Origin of the sequence: Mycolicibacterium litorale, assembly GCF_010731695.1 — a bacterium.
GTDB classification, from domain to species: Bacteria; Actinomycetota; Actinomycetes; order Mycobacteriales; family Mycobacteriaceae; genus Mycobacterium; species Mycobacterium litorale.
Genome location: NZ_AP022586.1, coordinates 417,321 through 434,255, shown reverse-complemented (window position 1 = coordinate 434,255; position 16,935 = coordinate 417,321). Strand labels below are relative to the sequence as shown.

Annotated in this window: 12 protein-coding genes and 3 rRNA genes; 3 read left to right on the top strand and 12 right to left on the bottom strand. The window is 64.0% G+C overall.

Annotation, left to right across the window (positions count from 1 at the left end; all coding sequences use genetic code 11):
• Positions 1-89 precede the first annotated feature (89 nt).
• Positions 90-1,580, top strand: coding sequence for a DNA-3-methyladenine glycosylase 2 family protein (locus G6N30_RS02065; protein ID WP_134059353.1), 1,491 nt, complete (start codon positions 90-92; stop codon positions 1,578-1,580).
• A complete protein-coding gene (locus G6N30_RS02060) occupies positions 1,577-2,077 on the top strand; it encodes a methylated-DNA--[protein]-cysteine S-methyltransferase (protein WP_134059350.1) in 501 nt (166 codons plus the stop codon). The genes G6N30_RS02065 and G6N30_RS02060 overlap by 4 nt, the downstream gene beginning before the upstream one ends.
• A gap of 65 nt (positions 2,078-2,142) precedes the next feature.
• Here G6N30_RS02060 and rrf read toward each other — a convergent pair.
• The 4 genes from rrf to murA form a co-directional block, all read right to left on the bottom strand.
• Positions 2,143-2,257 (bottom strand): 5S ribosomal RNA (rrf, locus tag G6N30_RS02055).
• Between the two features lie 121 nt (positions 2,258-2,378).
• A 23S ribosomal RNA gene (locus G6N30_RS02050) occupies positions 2,379-5,505 on the bottom strand.
• 433 nt (positions 5,506-5,938) lie between these two features.
• A 16S ribosomal RNA gene (locus G6N30_RS02045) occupies positions 5,939-7,458 on the bottom strand.
• Together the 16S, 23S and 5S rRNA genes form the textbook arrangement of a ribosomal RNA operon.
• 340 nt (positions 7,459-7,798) lie before the next feature.
• Positions 7,799-9,052: a UDP-N-acetylglucosamine 1-carboxyvinyltransferase gene (murA, locus tag G6N30_RS02040; RefSeq protein WP_134060866.1), complete on the bottom strand. Its 1,254-nt coding sequence runs from the start codon at positions 9,050-9,052 to the stop codon at positions 7,799-7,801.
• Positions 9,053-9,132: 80 nt separating this feature from the next.
• Here murA and G6N30_RS02035 point away from each other — a divergent pair, with 80 nt between their 5' ends.
• Positions 9,133-9,699 carry a cob(I)yrinic acid a,c-diamide adenosyltransferase gene (locus tag G6N30_RS02035; protein WP_134060865.1) on the top strand — a complete coding sequence of 189 codons (567 nt, stop codon included), beginning with the start codon at positions 9,133-9,135 and terminating at the stop codon, positions 9,697-9,699.
• Positions 9,700-9,739: 40 nt separating this feature from the next.
• Here the strand turns inward: G6N30_RS02035 and G6N30_RS02030 are convergent, their stop codons facing one another.
• From G6N30_RS02030 to G6N30_RS01995, 8 genes are read right to left on the bottom strand one after another with little or no spacing between them, the layout of a single operon-like run.
• Complete coding sequence (locus G6N30_RS02030) at positions 9,740-10,186, bottom strand: DUF2550 domain-containing protein (protein WP_163687336.1); 447 nt, start codon at positions 10,184-10,186, stop codon at positions 9,740-9,742.
• 9 nt (positions 10,187-10,195) lie between these two features.
• Positions 10,196-10,561 (bottom strand): F0F1 ATP synthase subunit epsilon, encoded by a 366-nt coding sequence (locus G6N30_RS02025; RefSeq protein ID WP_134060864.1) that lies wholly within the window; start codon positions 10,559-10,561, stop codon positions 10,196-10,198.
• Between the two features lie 2 nt (positions 10,562-10,563).
• A complete protein-coding gene (gene atpD, locus G6N30_RS02020) occupies positions 10,564-12,111 on the bottom strand; it encodes a F0F1 ATP synthase subunit beta (protein WP_134060863.1) in 1,548 nt (515 codons plus the stop codon).
• Positions 12,112-12,153: 42 nt separating this feature from the next.
• Positions 12,154-13,083 carry a F0F1 ATP synthase subunit gamma gene (locus G6N30_RS02015; protein WP_134060862.1) on the bottom strand — a complete coding sequence of 310 codons (930 nt, stop codon included), beginning with the start codon at positions 13,081-13,083 and terminating at the stop codon, positions 12,154-12,156.
• 14 nt (positions 13,084-13,097) lie between these two features.
• Positions 13,098-14,744 carry a F0F1 ATP synthase subunit alpha gene (atpA, locus tag G6N30_RS02010; RefSeq protein WP_134060861.1) on the bottom strand — a complete coding sequence of 549 codons (1,647 nt, stop codon included), beginning with the start codon at positions 14,742-14,744 and terminating at the stop codon, positions 13,098-13,100.
• 45 nt (positions 14,745-14,789) lie between these two features.
• Positions 14,790-16,121, bottom strand: a complete 1,332-nt coding sequence (locus G6N30_RS02005; RefSeq protein ID WP_134060860.1) for a F0F1 ATP synthase subunit B/delta — start codon at positions 16,119-16,121, stop codon at positions 14,790-14,792.
• A gap of 4 nt (positions 16,122-16,125) precedes the next feature.
• Positions 16,126-16,635 carry a F0F1 ATP synthase subunit B gene (locus tag G6N30_RS02000; protein ID WP_134060859.1) on the bottom strand — a complete coding sequence of 170 codons (510 nt, stop codon included), beginning with the start codon at positions 16,633-16,635 and terminating at the stop codon, positions 16,126-16,128.
• Positions 16,636-16,655: 20 nt separating this feature from the next.
• Positions 16,656-16,901 (bottom strand): F0F1 ATP synthase subunit C, encoded by a 246-nt coding sequence (locus G6N30_RS01995; RefSeq protein WP_011561261.1) that lies wholly within the window; start codon positions 16,899-16,901, stop codon positions 16,656-16,658.
• Positions 16,902-16,935 lie beyond the last annotated feature (34 nt).

Sequence of the window (16,935 nt, the reverse complement as noted above, 5' to 3'; positions counted from 1 at the left end):
GTGAGCTCGCCAAGAGGGGCCGCTCGCGGGCCCACCACGATGTCGGTTTTCCGCCGGTGGTGTCGGTGGCGGCGTGTAAGTCTCTAGGCATGTACGACGATTTCGACCGCTGCTACCGGGCCGTGCAGTCCAAGGACGCCCGGTTCGACGGCTGGTTCGTCACCGCGGTGCTCACCACCCGGATCTACTGCCGTCCGAGCTGTCCGGTCCGTCCGCCGTTCGCCCGCAACGTGCGCTTCTACCCCACCGCGGCGGCCGCGCAGGCCGCCGGTTTCCGCGCCTGCAAGCGCTGCCGGCCCGACGCGTCGCCCGGTTCCCCCGAGTGGAACGTGCGTGGCGACGTGGCGGCGCGGGCCATGCGCCTGATCGCCGACGGCACGGTCGATCGCGACGGCGTCACCGGCCTGGCCGAGCGCCTCGGCTACACGACACGGCAGCTTCAGCGCATCCTGCAGGCCGAGGTGGGCGCGAATCCGCTGGCGCTGGCCCGTGCGCAGCGCTCGCAGACCGCCCGGGTGCTCATCGAGACGACCGATCTGCCGTTCTCCGATGTCGCGTTCGCCGCGGGGTTCTCGAGCATCCGGCAGTTCAACGAGACGGTCCGCGCCACATGCGATTCGACGCCGACGGCGCTGCGGGGGAAGGCACGGCGCCGGTTCGGATCGCCCACCGCGGGCGCCGGGACGCTGGCGCTGCGGCTACCGCTGCGCCGTCCGTTCGCCCCGGAGGGGGTGTTCGGCCACCTGGCGGCGAGCGCGGTTCCGGGCGTCGAGGAATTCCGCGACGGCGCCTTTCGCCGCACGCTGCGGCTGTCGCGGGGCAACGGCATCGTCAGCCTCACCCCGCGCGACGACCACATCGCCTGCGTCCTGCACCTCGACGATCTGCGGGATCTGAGCAGCGCCATCGCACGGTGCCGCCGGCTGCTCGATCTCGACGCCGACCCCGAGGCCGTCGTCGACGCGCTCAGCGCCGACCCCGACCTCACCGCCCTCGTCACGAAGGCTCCCGGGCAGCGCATCCCGCGCACGGTCGACGAGGCGGAACTGGCGATCCGCGTCGTGCTCGGGCAGCAGGTGTCCCTCAAGGCGGCACGGACGCACGCGGCGCGGCTCGCCGTCCACTACGGTCGGCCGATCAGCGATCCGCAGGGCGGTTTGACCCACGTGTTCCCTACGGTCCACGAGCTCGCCGACATCGATCCCGGACATCTGGCGGTGCCACGCAGCCGGCAGCGCTCGGTGGTCGGTCTCGTCGCCGCGTTGGCCTCCGGCGCCGTTCGCCTCGACCCGGGATGCGACTGGAACGAGGCGCGTCTGCAACTCACCGCACTGCCGGGCATCGGGCCGTGGACCGCAGAAGTGATCGCGATGCGTGGCCTCGGTGACCCCGACGCGTTCCCGGTCACGGACCTCGGGGTCCTGACCGCCGCCCGTCACCTGGACCTGCCGGACGCTGCTCGCGCGCTCGCTGCACACAGTGAGCGATGGCGGCCGTGGCGGGCTTATGCGACCCAGCACCTGTGGACCGCCCTCGATCACCCGGTCAACGACTGGCCCCCGAAGGAGATCCGACAGTGACGATCCGGTTCCGCACGATCGACAGCCCCGTCGGCCTGCTGACCCTTGCCGGCCGCGACAACCGACTCATGCACCTGCGCATGGTCGACCAGACCTACGAACCCAATCGACACGGCTGGGAGCCGGACCAGGCGGCGTTCCCCGCTGCCGTCGAACAACTCGACGCGTATTTCTCCGGAGAACGCACGACGTTCGAACTGGACCTCGAACTCGTCGGGACGGCGTTTCAGCGCCGAGTCTGGGAAGCGCTGCTGACCATTCCCTACGGGGAGACGCGGTCCTACGGGGAGATCGCCCGACAAATCGACGCCCCCGGCGCATTCCGTGCGGTCGGATTGGCCAATGGCCACAATCCGATCGGCATCATCGTGCCGTGCCATCGGGTGATCGGCGCGAATGGCAGCCTCACCGGATATGGCGGCGGAATCGAGAGAAAGCGAATGCTGCTCGGAATGGAAAGACAATTCCATAACGCGGTGCCGACACTATTCGATTGACGAGGACGGCACATACAAAAACACCTCGGCCCCCAACGTGAGTTGGGGGCCGAGGTTTAATGTGTGTTCGGCGGTGTCCTACTTTTCCACCCGTGTTGGGTAGTATCATCGGCGCTGGCAGGCTTAGCTTCCGGGTTCGGGATGGGACCGGGCGTTTCCCTGCCGCTATGGACCGCCGTAACTCTATTTTCACTCGTTTTTGAGTGCCCCCACGGGTGGTGGGGGAAGTGTTTTTTGGTGGTGGGGTGTGAATCGGTGGGTGATTCTTGGTGTGGTGTGGTTGCGAGGCATCCCATTGTTTGTGTGTAAGTTTTCGGCCGGTTAGTGCCAGTTCCCTTCACACATTGCTGTGCGTCTAGGTCTGGTCTATCGATCCCGTGGTCTGCGGGGGGCCTTATCCCACTTAATGGGTGAGAAGCCTGGTCTTGGAGGGGGTTTCCCGCTTAGATGCTTTCAGCGGTTATCCTGTCCGAACGTGGCTATCCAGCGGTGCCCCTGGTGGGACAACTGGTGTACCAGAGGTTCGTCCGTCCCGGTCCTCTCGTACTAGGGACAGATTTCCTCAAGCTTCTGACGCGCGCGGCGGATAGAGACCGAACTGTCTCACGACGTTCTAAACCCAGCTCGCGTGCCGCTTTAATGGGCGAACAGCCCAACCCTTGGGACCTGCTCCAGCCCCAGGATGCGACGAGCCGACATCGAGGTGCCAAACCATCCCGTCGATATGGACTCTTGGGGAAGATCAGCCTGTTATCCCCGGGGTACCTTTTATCCGTTGAGCGACACCCCTTCCACTCAGAGGTGCCGGATCACTAGTCCCGACTTTCGTCCCTGCTCGACATGTACGTCTCGCAGTCAAGCTCCCTTGTGCACTTACACTCAACACCTGATTGCCGTCCAGGTTGAGGGAACCTTTGGGCGCCTCCGTTACATTTTAGGAGGCAACCGCCCCAGTTAAACTACCCGCCAGGCACTGTCCCTGAACCGGATATACGGTTCGAAGTTAGAAGCCCAATACGATCAGAGTGGTATTTCAACAACGACTCCACAACCACTGGCGTGGCCGCTTCACAGTCTCCCACCTATCCTACACAAACCGAACCGAACTCCAATACCAAGTTGTAGTGAAGGTCCCGGGGTCTTTTCGTCCTGCCGCGCGTAACGAGCATCTTTACTCGTAATGCAATTTCGCCGAGTCTATGGTTGAGACAGTTGAGAAGTCGTTACGCCATTCGTGCAGGTCGGAACTTACCCGACAAGGAATTTCGCTACCTTAGGATGGTTATAGTTACCACCGCCGTTTACTGGGGCTTAAATTCTCAGCTTCACCCCGAAGGGTTAACCGGTCCTCTTAACCTTCCAGCACCGGGCAGGCGTCAGTCCGTATACATCGTCTTGCGACTTCGCACGGACCTGTGTTTTTAGTAAACAGTCGCTTCTCACTGGTTTGTGCCACCCACTCACGCTTGGGCCGCAAGGGCTTACACGCCATGTGGGTCCCCCTTCTCCCGAAGTTACGGGGGCATTTTGCCGAGTTCCTTAACCATAGTTCACTCGTACGCCTTGGTATTCTCTACCTGACCACCTGTGTCGGTTTGGGGTACGGGCCGTGTGTGCACTCGCTAGAGGCTTTTCTTGGCAGCATAGGATCACCGAATTCGCCTCAATCGGCTATGCATCACCTCTCAGGATATGTGAAACCCGGATTTGCCTAGGTTTCTCCCTACAGGCTTACCCCAGTACAACCACTGACTGGTACGGCTACCTTCCTGCGTCACCCCATCGCTTGACTACTACCAACGAAGGTCCCGCGCAGCCGGCCACAGTCCTTTCCCGAAGGATCAGATCTGCAGCCTTTTGGGCGGTTAGTACCGCTGATTCATCAGGGACGCTCACACACGGGTACGGGAATATCAACCCGTTGTCCATCGACTACGCCTGTCGGCCTCGCCTTAGGTCCCGACTCACCCTGGGCGGACTGGCCTGGCCCAGGAACCCTTGGTCTTTCGGCGGGCAAGGTTCTCACTTGCCTTATCGCTACTCATGCCTGCATTCTCACTCCCACACCCTCCACAGCTCCATCACTAGGCTGCTTCACCGGATGCAGGACGCTCCCCTACCCAACCCACCACAAGGGCGGATTGCCGCGGCTTCGGCGGTGTGCTTGAGCCCCGCTACATTATCGGCGCACAATCACTTGACCAGTGAGCTATTACGCACTCTTTCAAGGGTGGCTGCTTCTAAGCCAACCTCCTGGTTGTCTTCGCGACTGCACATCCTTTTCCACTTAGCACACGCTTAGGGGCCTTAGCCGGCGATCTGGGCTGTTTCCCTCTCGACGCACGGAGCTTATCCCCCCGCCGTCTCACTGCCACACTCTCACTTGTCGGCATTCGGAGTTTGGCTGACGTCAGTAACCTTGTGAGGCCCATCGGCCATCCAGTAGCTCTACCTCCAACAAGAAGCATGCAACGCTGCACCTAAATGCATTTCGGGGAGAACCAGCTATCACGGAGTTTGATTGGCCTTTCACCCCTACCCACAGCTCATCCCCCTCAGTCTTCAACCTAAGTGGGTTCGGGCCTCCACGACGTCTTACCGTCGCTTCACCCTGGCCATGGGTAGATCACTCCGCTTCGGGTCCAGAACACACCACTACACCACACACTGTTGCATGGATACGCCCTATTCAGACTCGCTTTCGCTACGGCTACCCCACACGGGTTAACCTCGCGACATGTCCCTGACTCGCAGGCTCATTCTTCAAAAGGCACGCCATCACCCCACAACAAAGTCGAGGGCTCTGACGGATTGTAGGCACACGGTTTCAGGTACTCTTTCACTCCCCTCCCGGGGTACTTTTCACCATTCCCTCACGGTACTAATCCGCTATCGGTCACTGGGAAGTATTCAGGCTTACCGGGTGGTCCCGGCAGATTCACAGCAGATTCCACGGGCCCGCTGCTACTCGGGGACACATCACTACAGAGCACATGTTTTCACCTACGGGACTCTCACCCTCTACGGTCGGCCATCCCAAACCAGTTCGACTAACACACGCTTTTCTCACTGCAGCCCAGACCGGCAGATCCAGGAACGACGAACCCCACAACACCACACACACAACCCCTGCCGGGTATCACATGTGCACGGTTTAGCCATCCTCCGCTTTCGCTCGCCACTACTCACGGAATCACTTTTGTTTTCTCTTCCTACGGGTACTGAGATGTTTCACTTCCCCGCGTTCCCCCCTGCACCCTATGTATTCAGATACAGGTGACACGACATCACTCGTGCCGGGTTTCCCCATTCGGACATCCTCGGATCCACGCTCGGTTGGCAGCTCCCCGAGGCATATCGCAGCCTCCCACGTCCTTCATCGGCTCCCAGTGCCAAGGCATCCACCATGCGCCCTTAAACACTTACAACACAAAACCAAAAAATGAGTTCAAACAATGAAATTGCATACAAACAACACAAGCGCTCCCCACGTCATACAACGCGACAACCACCTGTGTCAGATGCTCGCAACCACTATCCACGAATCAAACACCACACCCCACCACCAAAGCAGGGCAGCAACCAGAACCCCCAACCCCCAGCCCCGCCGGAACCAACCGACGCGCCTGATGTTGAGAGCCGGCACCCCTCCCCAACAGGAGAGGCCCGCGGGCCTGTTGCCTCAGGACCCAACAGTGTGTCTGGCAATCTCAGTCGCCGACCCGATTTCCCTTCGGACCGAACATGTTTGTTGTGCACCCGACCCGCCTCCACTACAGAGGTCGAGCCATCTTCACGAATCGCCCAGAACCCGAACTCCCACACGATGCGGGCAGGCCTGGATCTCGTGGTGCTCCTTAGAAAGGAGGTGATCCAGCCGCACCTTCCGGTACGGCTACCTTGTTACGACTTCGTCCCAATCGCCGATCCCACCTTCGACGGCTCCCTCCCACAAGGGGTTAGGCCACCGGCTTCGGGTGTTACCGACTTTCATGACGTGACGGGCGGTGTGTACAAGGCCCGGGAACGTATTCACCGCAGCGTTGCTGATCTGCGATTACTAGCGACTCCGACTTCACGGGGTCGAGTTGCAGACCCCGATCCGAACTGAGACCGGCTTTGAAAGGATTCGCTCCACCTCACGGCATCGCAGCCCTTTGTACCGGCCATTGTAGCATGTGTGAAGCCCTGGACATAAGGGGCATGATGACTTGACGTCATCCCCACCTTCCTCCGAGTTGACCCCGGCAGTCTCTCACGAGTCCCCACCATAACGTGCTGGCAACATGAGACAAGGGTTGCGCTCGTTGCGGGACTTAACCCAACATCTCACGACACGAGCTGACGACAGCCATGCACCACCTGCACACAGGCCACAAGGGAACCAATATCTCTACTGGCGTCCTGTGCATGTCAAACCCAGGTAAGGTTCTTCGCGTTGCATCGAATTAATCCACATGCTCCGCCGCTTGTGCGGGCCCCCGTCAATTCCTTTGAGTTTTAGCCTTGCGGCCGTACTCCCCAGGCGGGGTACTTAATGCGTTAGCTACGGCACGGATCCCAAGGAAGGAAACCCACACCTAGTACCCACCGTTTACGGCGTGGACTACCAGGGTATCTAATCCTGTTCGCTCCCCACGCTTTCGCTCCTCAGCGTCAGTTACTGCCCAGAGACCCGCCTTCGCCACCGGTGTTCCTCCTGATATCTGCGCATTCCACCGCTACACCAGGAATTCCAGTCTCCCCTGCAGTACTCTAGTCTGCCCGTATCGCCCGCACGCCGAGGGTTAAGCCCCGGTTTTCACGAACAACGCGACAAACCACCTACGAGCTCTTTACGCCCAGTAATTCCGGACAACGCTCGGACCCTACGTATTACCGCGGCTGCTGGCACGTAGTTGGCCGGTCCTTCTTCTGTAGGTACCGTCACTTGCGCTTCGTCCCTACTGAAAGAGGTTTACAACCCGAAGGCCGTCATCCCCCACGCGGCGTCGCTGCATCAGGCTTGCGCCCATTGTGCAATATTCCCCACTGCTGCCTCCCGTAGGAGTCTGGGCCGTATCTCAGTCCCAGTGTGGCCGGTCACCCTCTCAGGCCGGCTACCCGTCGTCGCCTTGGTAGGCCATCACCCCACCAACAAGCTGATAGGCCGCGGGCCCATCCCACACCGCAAAAGCTTTCCCCCAAGAATCATGCAATCCAAGAGGTATATTCGGTATTAGACCCAGTTTCCCAGGCTTATCCCAAAGTGCAGGGCAGATCACCCACGTGTTACTCACCCGTTCGCCACTCGAGTACCCCGAAGGGCCTTTCCGTTCGACTTGCATGTGTTAAGCACGCCGCCAGCGTTCGTCCTGAGCCAGGATCAAACTCTCCAAACAAAACCTCAAAAAGGCAATCAGGAAAATCCGATCACAACCAGAAACATCTGGCAAAAAACAACCACACCCCTAAACGGGAAAAAGAGATGCGGCAAAACAAAAACAACAAACAAAAACCACCAAACACACTATTGAGTTCTCAAACAACACACCCGCTCTGCAGGCAACCCCGATACTGTACTGCATCCTACCGGGGAAGTCAACCTCGTCCTCCGGGCCTTTCGGCCGGGGCCTTCGGTCGGTGTGTCACTAGCTTACGCACAGGTTCCGTCTGCTTCAAAATCCCCTGGCCAGAGGCCTAATTCCCGGTGTTTCAACGGTATTGGGCCGCGCCGGGGGGCTAGACGACGCGCTCGATCTCGGCTCCCAGGCTCTTGAGGTTCTCCACGAAGAGCGGATACCCGCGGTCGATGTGGAACACGTCGTGCACCTCGGTGTCACCGTCGGCGACGAGCCCCGCGAGCACCAGGCCGGCGCCGGCGCGGATGTCCGACGACCACACCGGTGCACTCGACAACTGCGGGATCCCGCGCACCACCGCGTGATGGCCGTCGGTCCTGGCGTCGGCGCCGAGCCGGATCATCTCCTCGACGAATCGAAAGCGGGCTTCGAACACGTTCTCGGTGATCATCGACGTCCCGTCCGCGACCGCGGCCAGCCCGATCGCCATGGGTTGCAGATCCGTCGGGAACCCGGGGAACGGCAGCGTCGCGACGTTGACCGCCTTCGGCCGTTCGTACTGGACCACCCGGAAACCGTCGTCGCTCTGGGTGACGGTGGCCCCCGCATCGTGCAGCTTGTGCAATACGAGCTGAAGGTGTTGGGGATCGACGCCGGTCACCGAGATGTCCCCGCGGGTCATCGCCGCGGCGATCCCCCACGTCGCGGCGACGATCCGGTCCCCGATCACCCGGTGCTCGGTGGGGTACAACCGGTCCACGCCGGTGATCGTCATCGTCGAGGACCCCGCCCCCGTGATCTGGGCGCCCATCTGGTTGAGCATCGCGCACAGGTCGACCACGTCCGGTTCCCGGGCGGCGTTGTGGATCGTCGTCACCCCGTTGGCGAGCACCGCCGCCATCAGGATGTTCTCGGTCGCCCCCACCGAGGGGAACTCGAGCTGGATCTCCGCGCCGTGCAGCTCGTCGGCCTCGGCGACCACGCAGCCGTGCTCGATGTTGCACCGTGCCCCGAGCTGGCGGAGCCCGGCCTGGTGCATGTCGAGCGGACGGGATCCGATCGCATCGCCGCCGGGTAACGCCACCCGGGCCCGCTTGCATCTACCGACCAGCGGACCGAGCACACACACCGACGCGCGGAACTGGCGGACCGCGGCGAAGTCGGCGTCGTACTTCGGCTCGTCGGGCGAGGTGATGCGCACGACGTCGCCGTCGAGTTCCACCGTCGCGCCGAGTCCGCGCAGGACCTCCGCCATCAGCGGAACATCGAGGATGTCGGGGCAGTTCGTGATCGTGCTCGTGCCCTCGGCCAGCAGCGATGCGGCCATCAACTTCAGCACGCTGTTCTTCGCCCCGCCGACCGCGACTTCGCCCGATAACCGGTTGCCGCCGGTCACCACGAATCGCTCGCTCACGCCGGTCAGTGTAAACAGCGGCTCCGGCCATGTCAGTTTCCACAAGGTCCGCAGACCGGCGCGCCTAGTACGTTTGACCCATGGCCGTGCACCTCACCCGCATCTACACGAGAACCGGTGACGACGGGACGACCGGGCTCAGCGACTTCAGCCGCGTCACCAAGAACGACCCCCGGCTGATCGCCTACGCCGACTGCGACGAGACCAACGCCGCCATCGGCGTCGCGATTGCCCTGGGCAATCCCCCGGAGCGGATCCTCGCGGTGCTGCGCCAGATCCAGAACGATCTCTTCGACGCGGGTGCGGATCTGTCCACCCCGGTCGCGGAGAACCCGGAGTATCCCCCGCTGCGGATCGCCCAGGACTACATCGACCGGCTCGAGTCCTGGTGTGATGAGTTCAACGAACCGCTGCCCGCACTGAACTCGTTCGTCCTCCCGGGCGGGACACCGCTGTCGGCGTTGCTGCACGTCGCACGGACGGTGGCCCGGCGCGCCGAACGCTCGGCGTGGGAGGCGGTGTCCGCACACGGCGACACCATCAGCGTGCTGCCGGCGAAGTACCTCAACCGGCTGTCCGACCTGCTGTTCATCCTGTCGCGCGTCGCCAACCCCGACGGCGACGTGCTGTGGAAACCGGGCGGATGAGCGCTTGCGCGAAGACCATGAAACGCGGCGGCCGCACCCGCTAGAGGCTGCGGCGGCGGGCGCGCGGCGAAGGCCGCGACTCGAGCCACGACAGGAACGCCGTCAATGCGCCCCGGTCCAGGGCGATCTCGTAACCACGCCGGCGTTCGGGACTGGTGTCGCGCAGTTCGAGCACGACGATCTCGTGGGTCATGATGTCGAATTCGTCGCCGCGCGGGCTGCGCCGCGACACGATTTCCAGACCCCGCCGGCTCAACCGCCGGTCGGGCCACCACCGCAGACTGGACAACCGGTAGAAACCGGCTTCGCCACCCCGGTACCGCATCACGCCGTGCCGCCAGCCGTGACCGCCGACGGCGGGGACGTCACGCAGAATCGCCGCGGTGCCACCGACCTGCCGGAGTTTCCACAGGCGGTAGCAGAGCGCGACGACGACGAGCAGCAGCACACCGATGAGCGCGACCATGCTCCACATGGACGCGCTCATCCGGTGCCGTTAGTCGATCTGGCCCAGCGCGCGAAGCCGCGCGCGGCCCCGGGCGGCCGTCGCCGGGTCGTCGGATTCGGAGTCGCGACGCGCCTCGTCGGCGTTGATCTCCGACTCCAGCTCAGCGGACTCGGCGAGGATGATCACGCCCGACTCGGTGACGGACATGAAGCCGCCGCCGACGGCGACGCGCAGGTCCTCTTCGCCCTCACGCTCGACCCGCACCATGGCGTCGTCGACGAGTTGAGCCACCAGCGGGATGTGCCGCGGCAGGATGCCGATCTCACCGGAGGTGGTGCGGGTAAAGACGAACGTCGCCTTCCCCGACCAGATCTCCCGTTCGACGGCGACGATGTCAACGTCAAGGTCGGCCATCGTTAGGCATCCTTGTCGGCGTCGTCACCCTTGCCGTCACCGTTCGAGTCGCTCTTCTTCTTGTCGTCGGGCAGCGGTGCGCCGTCGCCGCCGCCGTCCTCCATCTTGGCGCCGAGGCTCTCAGCCTTACGCTGCAGATCCTCGAGACCGCCGATCAGGAAGAACGCCTGCTCGGGCAGGTGGTCGAAGTCGCCCTTGGACAGCTTGTCGAACGCCTCGATGGTCTCCTTGAGCGGCACCGTCGAACCCGGCTGACCGGTGAACTGCTCGGCCGCCATCATGTTCTGGCTCAGGAAGCGCTCGATACGACGCGCGCGCTGCACCAGCTGCTTGTCCTCCTCCGCGAGCTCGTCGATACCGAGGATCGCGATGATGTCCTGGAGGTCCTTGTAGCGCTGCAGGATCCGGATGACTTCCTGGGCCACCCGGTAGTGCTCGTCGCCGACGACCGACGGGTCGAGGATCGTCGAGCTCGACGCCAGCGGGTCCACCGCCGGGAAGATGCCCTTGGAGAACACCGAACGGCTCAGCTCCGTCGTCGCGTCGAGGTGCGCGAACGTCGTGGCGGGCGCCGGGTCGGTGTAGTCGTCGGCGGGCACGTACACGGCCTGCATCGAGGTGATGGAGCGGCCGCGCGTCGAGGTGATGCGCTCCTGCAGCTCGCCCATCTCGTCGGCCAGGGTGGGCTGGTAACCCACGGCGGACGGCATACGACCGAGCAGCGTGGACACCTCCGAGCCCGCCTGGGTGAACCGGAAGATGTTGTCGATGAACAGCAGCACGTCCTGCTGCTTCTCGTCACGGAAGTACTCCGCCATCGTCAGCGCCGACAGGGCGACGCGCATACGCGTGCCGGGCGGCTCGTCCATCTGGCCGAACACCAGGGCGGTGTCCTTGAGCACGTTCGCGTCGGCGAGCTCGACCCACAGGTCGTTGCCCTCACGCGTGCGCTCACCCACGCCGGCGAACACCGAGGTGCCACCGAAGTTGCGGGCGATACGGTTGATCATCTCCTGGATGAGCACGGTCTTGCCCACACCGGCACCACCGAACAGGGCGATCTTGCCGCCGCGGACGTACGGGGTGAGCAGGTCGACGACCTTCAGACCGGTCTCGAGCATCTCGGTGCGCGGCTCGAGCTCGTCGAAGGCCGGCGGCTTGCGGTGGATGGACCACTTCTCGAAGTCCTTGCCGTAGCCCGGGTCGTCGAGGCAGGCACCGAGGGCGTTGAACACGTGGCCCTTGACGCCCTCGCCGACGGGCACCGAGATCGAGGCACCGGTGTCCTTGACGTCGACGCCGCGGACCAGGCCGTCGGTCGGCTGCATCGAGATGCAGCGCACCAGGCTGTCGCCGAGGTGCTGGGCGACCTCCAGCGTCAGGGTCTTGGCGAGGTCCTTGTAGCCGATCTCGGCGTGCAGGGCGTTGAACAGCTCCGGCACGGATCCGCGGGGGAACTCGACGTCGACGACGGGGCCGGTGACGCGAACGACGCGCCCGACGTTGTCGGAGCCGGTCTCTTTTTCTCTTTGTTCGGTGGCAGCAGTCATTCTCTTCTTCGCTTCCTGGCTCTATCGCTGGGCTTCAGGCGATTACTTCTTGGCGGCGTCCGCGAGCGCGTTCGCGCCACCGACGATTTCGCTGATTTCCTGGGTGATCTGGGACTGCCGTTCGCGGTTCGCCATCAGCGTCAGGTCCTTGATCAGGTCGTCGGCGTTGTCCGACGCCGACTTCATCGCGCGCCGGCGCGAAGCCGACTCCGATGCCGCCGCCTCGAGCATCGCGGCGAAGATGCGGGTCGACACGTACCGCGGCAGCAGCGCGTCGAACAGCGTCTCCGCGCTGGGCTCGAACGAGAACAGCGTGTGCGGTTCGTTCTCGTCTTCCTCGCTGTACTCCACCACCATCGGCGCGATCCGGCGGGCGATCGCCGACTGCGAGAGCATCGACCGGAACTCGGTGAACACGATGTGCAGTTCGTCGAGTCCGAGGACGCCGTCCGCGCCTGCGTCGTCACCCTCGTCGTCGACGCCGGCCATGAACGCCTCGACCAGGGTCTTGCCGATCTCCTGAGCGTGCTCGTACTCGGGCCGCTCGGAGAAGCCGGTCCACGATTCGGTGACGTCCCAGTTGCGGAAGCTGTAGTAGGACAGCGCCTTGCGGCCGACCACGTACAGGACGGGTTCCTTACCCTCTTCACGCAGGAGGGAGAACAGCTCCTCGGACCGACGGAACACGTTGGCGTTGTACGCACCGGCCAACCCACGGTCCGACGACACGACCAGCACCCCGGCCCTCCGCGGATTCTCGCGCTGCACGAGCAGCGGATGATCCAAGGCGCTGGCGCTGGCGAGTTCGGTCAGCATGTTGGTGATCTCGCGGTCGTAGGGCCGAGCCGCCTCGACTCGGGCCTGCGCCTTGGCGATGCGTGACGTCGCGATCATCTCCTGGGCCTTGGTGATCTTCTTGATCGACCCGGCGGAGCGGATGCGGCCGCGCAGTTCGCGCAGTGTGGCAGCCATGGGTTATGAGCGCCTTACTTCTTCTTCGGGGCGGGCTTGCGGACCTTCACCGATTCCTTCTCGAGGTCCTCGTCCGACATGGCGTCGACGTTCTCGTCAGGAACCACTGACTCACCGGAGGTGGTCTCGAAGCCCTTCTTGAACTCGTTAACCACGTCGGTCAACTTGTCCTCGAGTTCCTCGGAGAGCTTCTTGCTCTCGCGGATCTCGGTGAAGATCTCCTCCTTCGACGAACGCACGTGCTCGAGCAGCTCCTGCTCGAAGCGCTGCACGTCCTCGACCGGCACCGTGTCGAGGTGACCACGGGTACCGAGGAAGATCGCGACGACCTGCTCCTCGACGGGCATCGGGCTGTTCTGCGGCTGCTTGAGCAGCTCGACCAGTCGAGCACCGCGGTCCAGCTGTGCCTTCGAGGTCGCATCGAGGTCGGAGGCGAACGCCGCGAACGACTCGAGCTCGCGGTACTGCGACAGGTCGAGTCGCAGGGAGCCGGCCACCTCTTTCATCGCCTTGATCTGCGCGGCGCCACCGACTCGCGACACCGACACACCGACGTTGATGGCCGGGCGCACACCCTGGTTGAACAGGTCGGTCTCCAGGAAGCACTGACCGTCGGTGATCGAGATGACGTTGGTCGGGATGTAGGCCGAGATGTCGTTGGCCTTGGTCTCGATCAGCGGCAATCCGGTCATCGAGCCGCCACCGAGCTCGTCGGAGAGCTTGGCGCAGCGCTCCAGCAGACGCGAGTGCAGGTAGAACACATCGCCGGGGAACGCCTCGCGGCCCGGCGGGCGGCGCAGCAGCAGCGAGATGGCGCGGTAGGCCTCGGCGTGCTTGGTCAGATCGTCGAACACGATCAGCACGTGCTTGCCGTCGTACATCCAGTGCTGGGCGATCGCCGAACCGGTGTACGGCGCAAGCCATTTGAAGCCGGCCGAATCCGAGGCGGGCGCCGCGACGATGGTGGTGTAGTCCATCGCGCCACCCTCTTCGAGGGTGCGGCGCACGCTGGCGATCGTGGTGCCCTTCTGACCGATCGCGACGTAGACGCAGCGCACCTGCTGGTTCGGGTCGCCGGTCTCCCAGTTCTGCCGCTGGTTGAGGATCGTGTCGACGCAGACCGCGGTCTTGCCGGTCTTGCGGTCACCGATGATCAGCTGGCGCTGGCCGCGGCCGATCGGCGTCTGCGAGTCGATCGCCTTGATGCCGGTCTGCAGCGGCTCGCTCACGCCCTGGCGCTGCACCACCGAGGGCGCCTGCAGTTCCAGCGCGCGACGCTCCGAGGTCTCGATCTCGCCACGGCCGTCGATGGGCTGGCCGAGCGGATTCACCACGCGGCCGAGGAAGCCGTCACCCACGGGCACGGACAGCACCTCACCGGTGCGCTTCACCTGCTGGCCTTCTTCGATCTTCTCGAAGTCGCCGAGGATGACCGCGCCGATGCTGTGCTCGTCGAGGTTGAGCGCGACACCCAGGACACCGCCGGGGAACTCGAGGAGTTCCTGCGTCATCACCGAGGGCAGGCCCTCGACGTGCGCGATGCCGTCACCGGCGTCGACGACGGTGCCGATCTCTTCCCGCTCGGTGTCGGTGGCGATGTTGGCGACGTAGTCCTCGATCGCCCCTTGGATGTCAGCAGCCGAGATAGTCAACTCTGCCATGGGTTCGTCTTCCTGCCTTTGTGTTGAGTCTGGTGGTGTTCGGAGTTAGTCGGGCAGCTGGGTTTCAGCCGAAGCCAGCCGCGAAGCCAGTGACCCGTCGATCACCTCGTCGCCGACGGCGATGGTGAGGCCGCCGAGCATGTCGGGATCGATGTGCAACTGCAGGGATGCCGGGCGACCGTAGATCCGGCCGAGCACCTCGGTGAGCCGGGTGCGCTGGGCATCGCTGAGCTCTGCCGCGGCGTTGACGTGCGCCACGACCTCCCCACGGCGCGCCACGGCGAGCTCGGCCAGTTCGCGCACGGCCTCGTCGGCACGCTCGCCGCGCAGCAGCTCCACGGTCTGCGCGAGCAGCGCCCGGGTGGTCGCGCCCGCCTGGTTCTCGAGCAGCCGGTCCAGCAGTCCGATCCGGCCGTCGACGGGGGTGGTGTAGTCGCTGAGCACCGCGCTCAGCCGCGATTCGGAGTCCAGAATCCGGCTGAACCGGAAGAGCTGGTCCTCGACCTCGCTGGTCTCGTCGTTGCGCTCCGCACGCACCAGCAGAGCCAGCCGCGCCGTGTGCCGGACCGCGTGGTCCAGGTCGGATTCGTCTGACCATCGTTGCGCCACAGCGGCTTTGACGACCTCGAGCGCAGTGTCGGAGATCTTGCCCGAGAGCACGGCCTCCGCCAGGTTCGCCTTGGCCTCGCCGTCCTCGGTGGGTTCACCGAAGTGCTTGCTCAACACCGGCTCGGTCTTGAGCAGCTTGGCCACGGCGGTCAGATCGTCGGCCAGTGACGTCAGCCCGTCCGCGTCGACGTTGGCGGTCAGTTCGTCGAACCGCGCCACCAGCGCCTTGAGGGCATCCCGGCTCATCGAACGCAGCCGCGATCCCACGCCGTCGTCGAGCGCGGCATCCGAGGGCGCCATGGCGTCGAGTTCGTCGAGGAACCGGTCCACAGTCGCCGACCGGTTGTCCTCGTCGGAAACGTGCTCGCTCACCAGTTCCCGTGCCCGGGCCACCGACTCGCTGCCGAGGTGCGCACGCAGTTCGCGGATCAGCTGCTGGCGCAGCAGTTGCACCTGCGCCTGCCCCTGGACCTTGATGCGCTCCACCTCGGCGTCGGCCTGTGCGCGCATCTGCTCGGCGATCTTCTCGGCGTCCGCCCGGGCCTCTTCGACGACCCGCTTGGCGTCGGCCTCGGCCTCTTGAACGGCCTTGGCGTGCTGCTGATCCGCCTGCTCCACCTTGTTCGCCGCGGTGGCGCTCTCCTCGAGCTGACGGCGCACCGTCTCCTGCTGCGCGGTCATCATGCGCCGCACCGGCGGCACCACGTAACGCACGACGAGGAACACGATGACCGCGAACCCGATGAGCTGACCGATGAATGTCGACATACGGCTACCGTCCCTGGCTCGTCGCGGCGGCGCTGGTGATGTCGACGCCGAGGACGCGGCTGGCCAGGGTGGCCGACAACGTCTCGATCGACGACTGCAGTTCGGCCGCGGTCTGCTGGCCCTGCCGGGACAGCTCTTCGTTGGTCTCCTGCAGTGTGGCCGCCGATTCCGCGCTGGCGCGCGACCGCATGTCCTCGAGGATCTTGCGACCCTCGCCGCGGGCCTCGTCCCGGATGGCCGAGGCGTCACGGCGTGCCTTGGCCATCACCTGCCGGGAGTCGGCCTGTGCGGCGGCGAACAGTTCAGCCGACTTGCGGTTGTCCTCAACCGTCTTGGTGACCATCGCTTCGCGCTCTTGCAGCACCTTGCTGATCGGGGGCACCACCCATTTGGCGATGACGCCCAACACGATCAGGAAGATGAGCAGCACGAAGAAGAAGGTGCCGTTGGGGACGAGGAAGTTACCGCCCCCACCTTCCTCCGCGGCCAAGATGGTCGTGCTCAGGTCACCCATGACTGAAGATTCCAAACCGACTAAGCGACCGGGGTGGCGAAGACGAACAGCGCCATGAAGGCCAGGTTGATGAAGTACGCGGCCTCCACCAGACCGACCGTGATGAAGAACGGCGTGAACAGGCGACCCTGGGCCTCGGGCTGGCGGGCGATACCGGCGATCAGCGCGTTACCGGCGATACCGTCACCAATACCGGCGCCGATGGCGCCACCGGCCATGATCAGTCCACCGCCGATGAGTGCGCCGGCAGCGATTGTGGGATCCATTCCTTATCCTCCTTGATAACTGGTAGTCGCCTAC

What these genes read in the sequence shown, in the direction of transcription:
- G6N30_RS02065 (WP_134059353.1), top strand. Translation starts at nt 90, where the DNA reads ATGTACGACGATTTCGACCGCTGCTACCGGGCCGTGCAGTCCAAGGAC.
- G6N30_RS02035 (WP_134060865.1), top strand. Translation starts at nt 9,133, where the DNA reads ATGGCCGTGCACCTCACCCGCATCTACACGAGAACCGGTGACGACGGG.
- G6N30_RS02030 (WP_163687336.1), bottom strand. Translation starts at nt 10,186, where the DNA reads ATGAGCGCGTCCATGTGGAGCATGGTCGCGCTCATCGGTGTGCTGCTG.
- G6N30_RS02025 (WP_134060864.1), bottom strand. Translation starts at nt 10,561, where the DNA reads ATGGCCGACCTTGACGTTGACATCGTCGCCGTCGAACGGGAGATCTGG.
- atpD (WP_134060863.1), bottom strand. Translation starts at nt 12,111, where the DNA reads ATGACTGCTGCCACCGAACAAAGAGAAAAAGAGACCGGCTCCGACAAC.
- G6N30_RS02015 (WP_134060862.1), bottom strand. Translation starts at nt 13,083, where the DNA reads ATGGCTGCCACACTGCGCGAACTGCGCGGCCGCATCCGCTCCGCCGGG.
- atpA (WP_134060861.1), bottom strand. Translation starts at nt 14,744, where the DNA reads ATGGCAGAGTTGACTATCTCGGCTGCTGACATCCAAGGGGCGATCGAG.
- G6N30_RS02005 (WP_134060860.1), bottom strand. Translation starts at nt 16,121, where the DNA reads ATGTCGACATTCATCGGTCAGCTCATCGGGTTCGCGGTCATCGTGTTC.
- G6N30_RS02000 (WP_134060859.1), bottom strand. Translation starts at nt 16,635, where the DNA reads ATGGGTGACCTGAGCACGACCATCTTGGCCGCGGAGGAAGGTGGGGGC.
- G6N30_RS01995 (WP_011561261.1), bottom strand. Translation starts at nt 16,901, where the DNA reads ATGGATCCCACAATCGCTGCCGGCGCACTCATCGGCGGTGGACTGATC.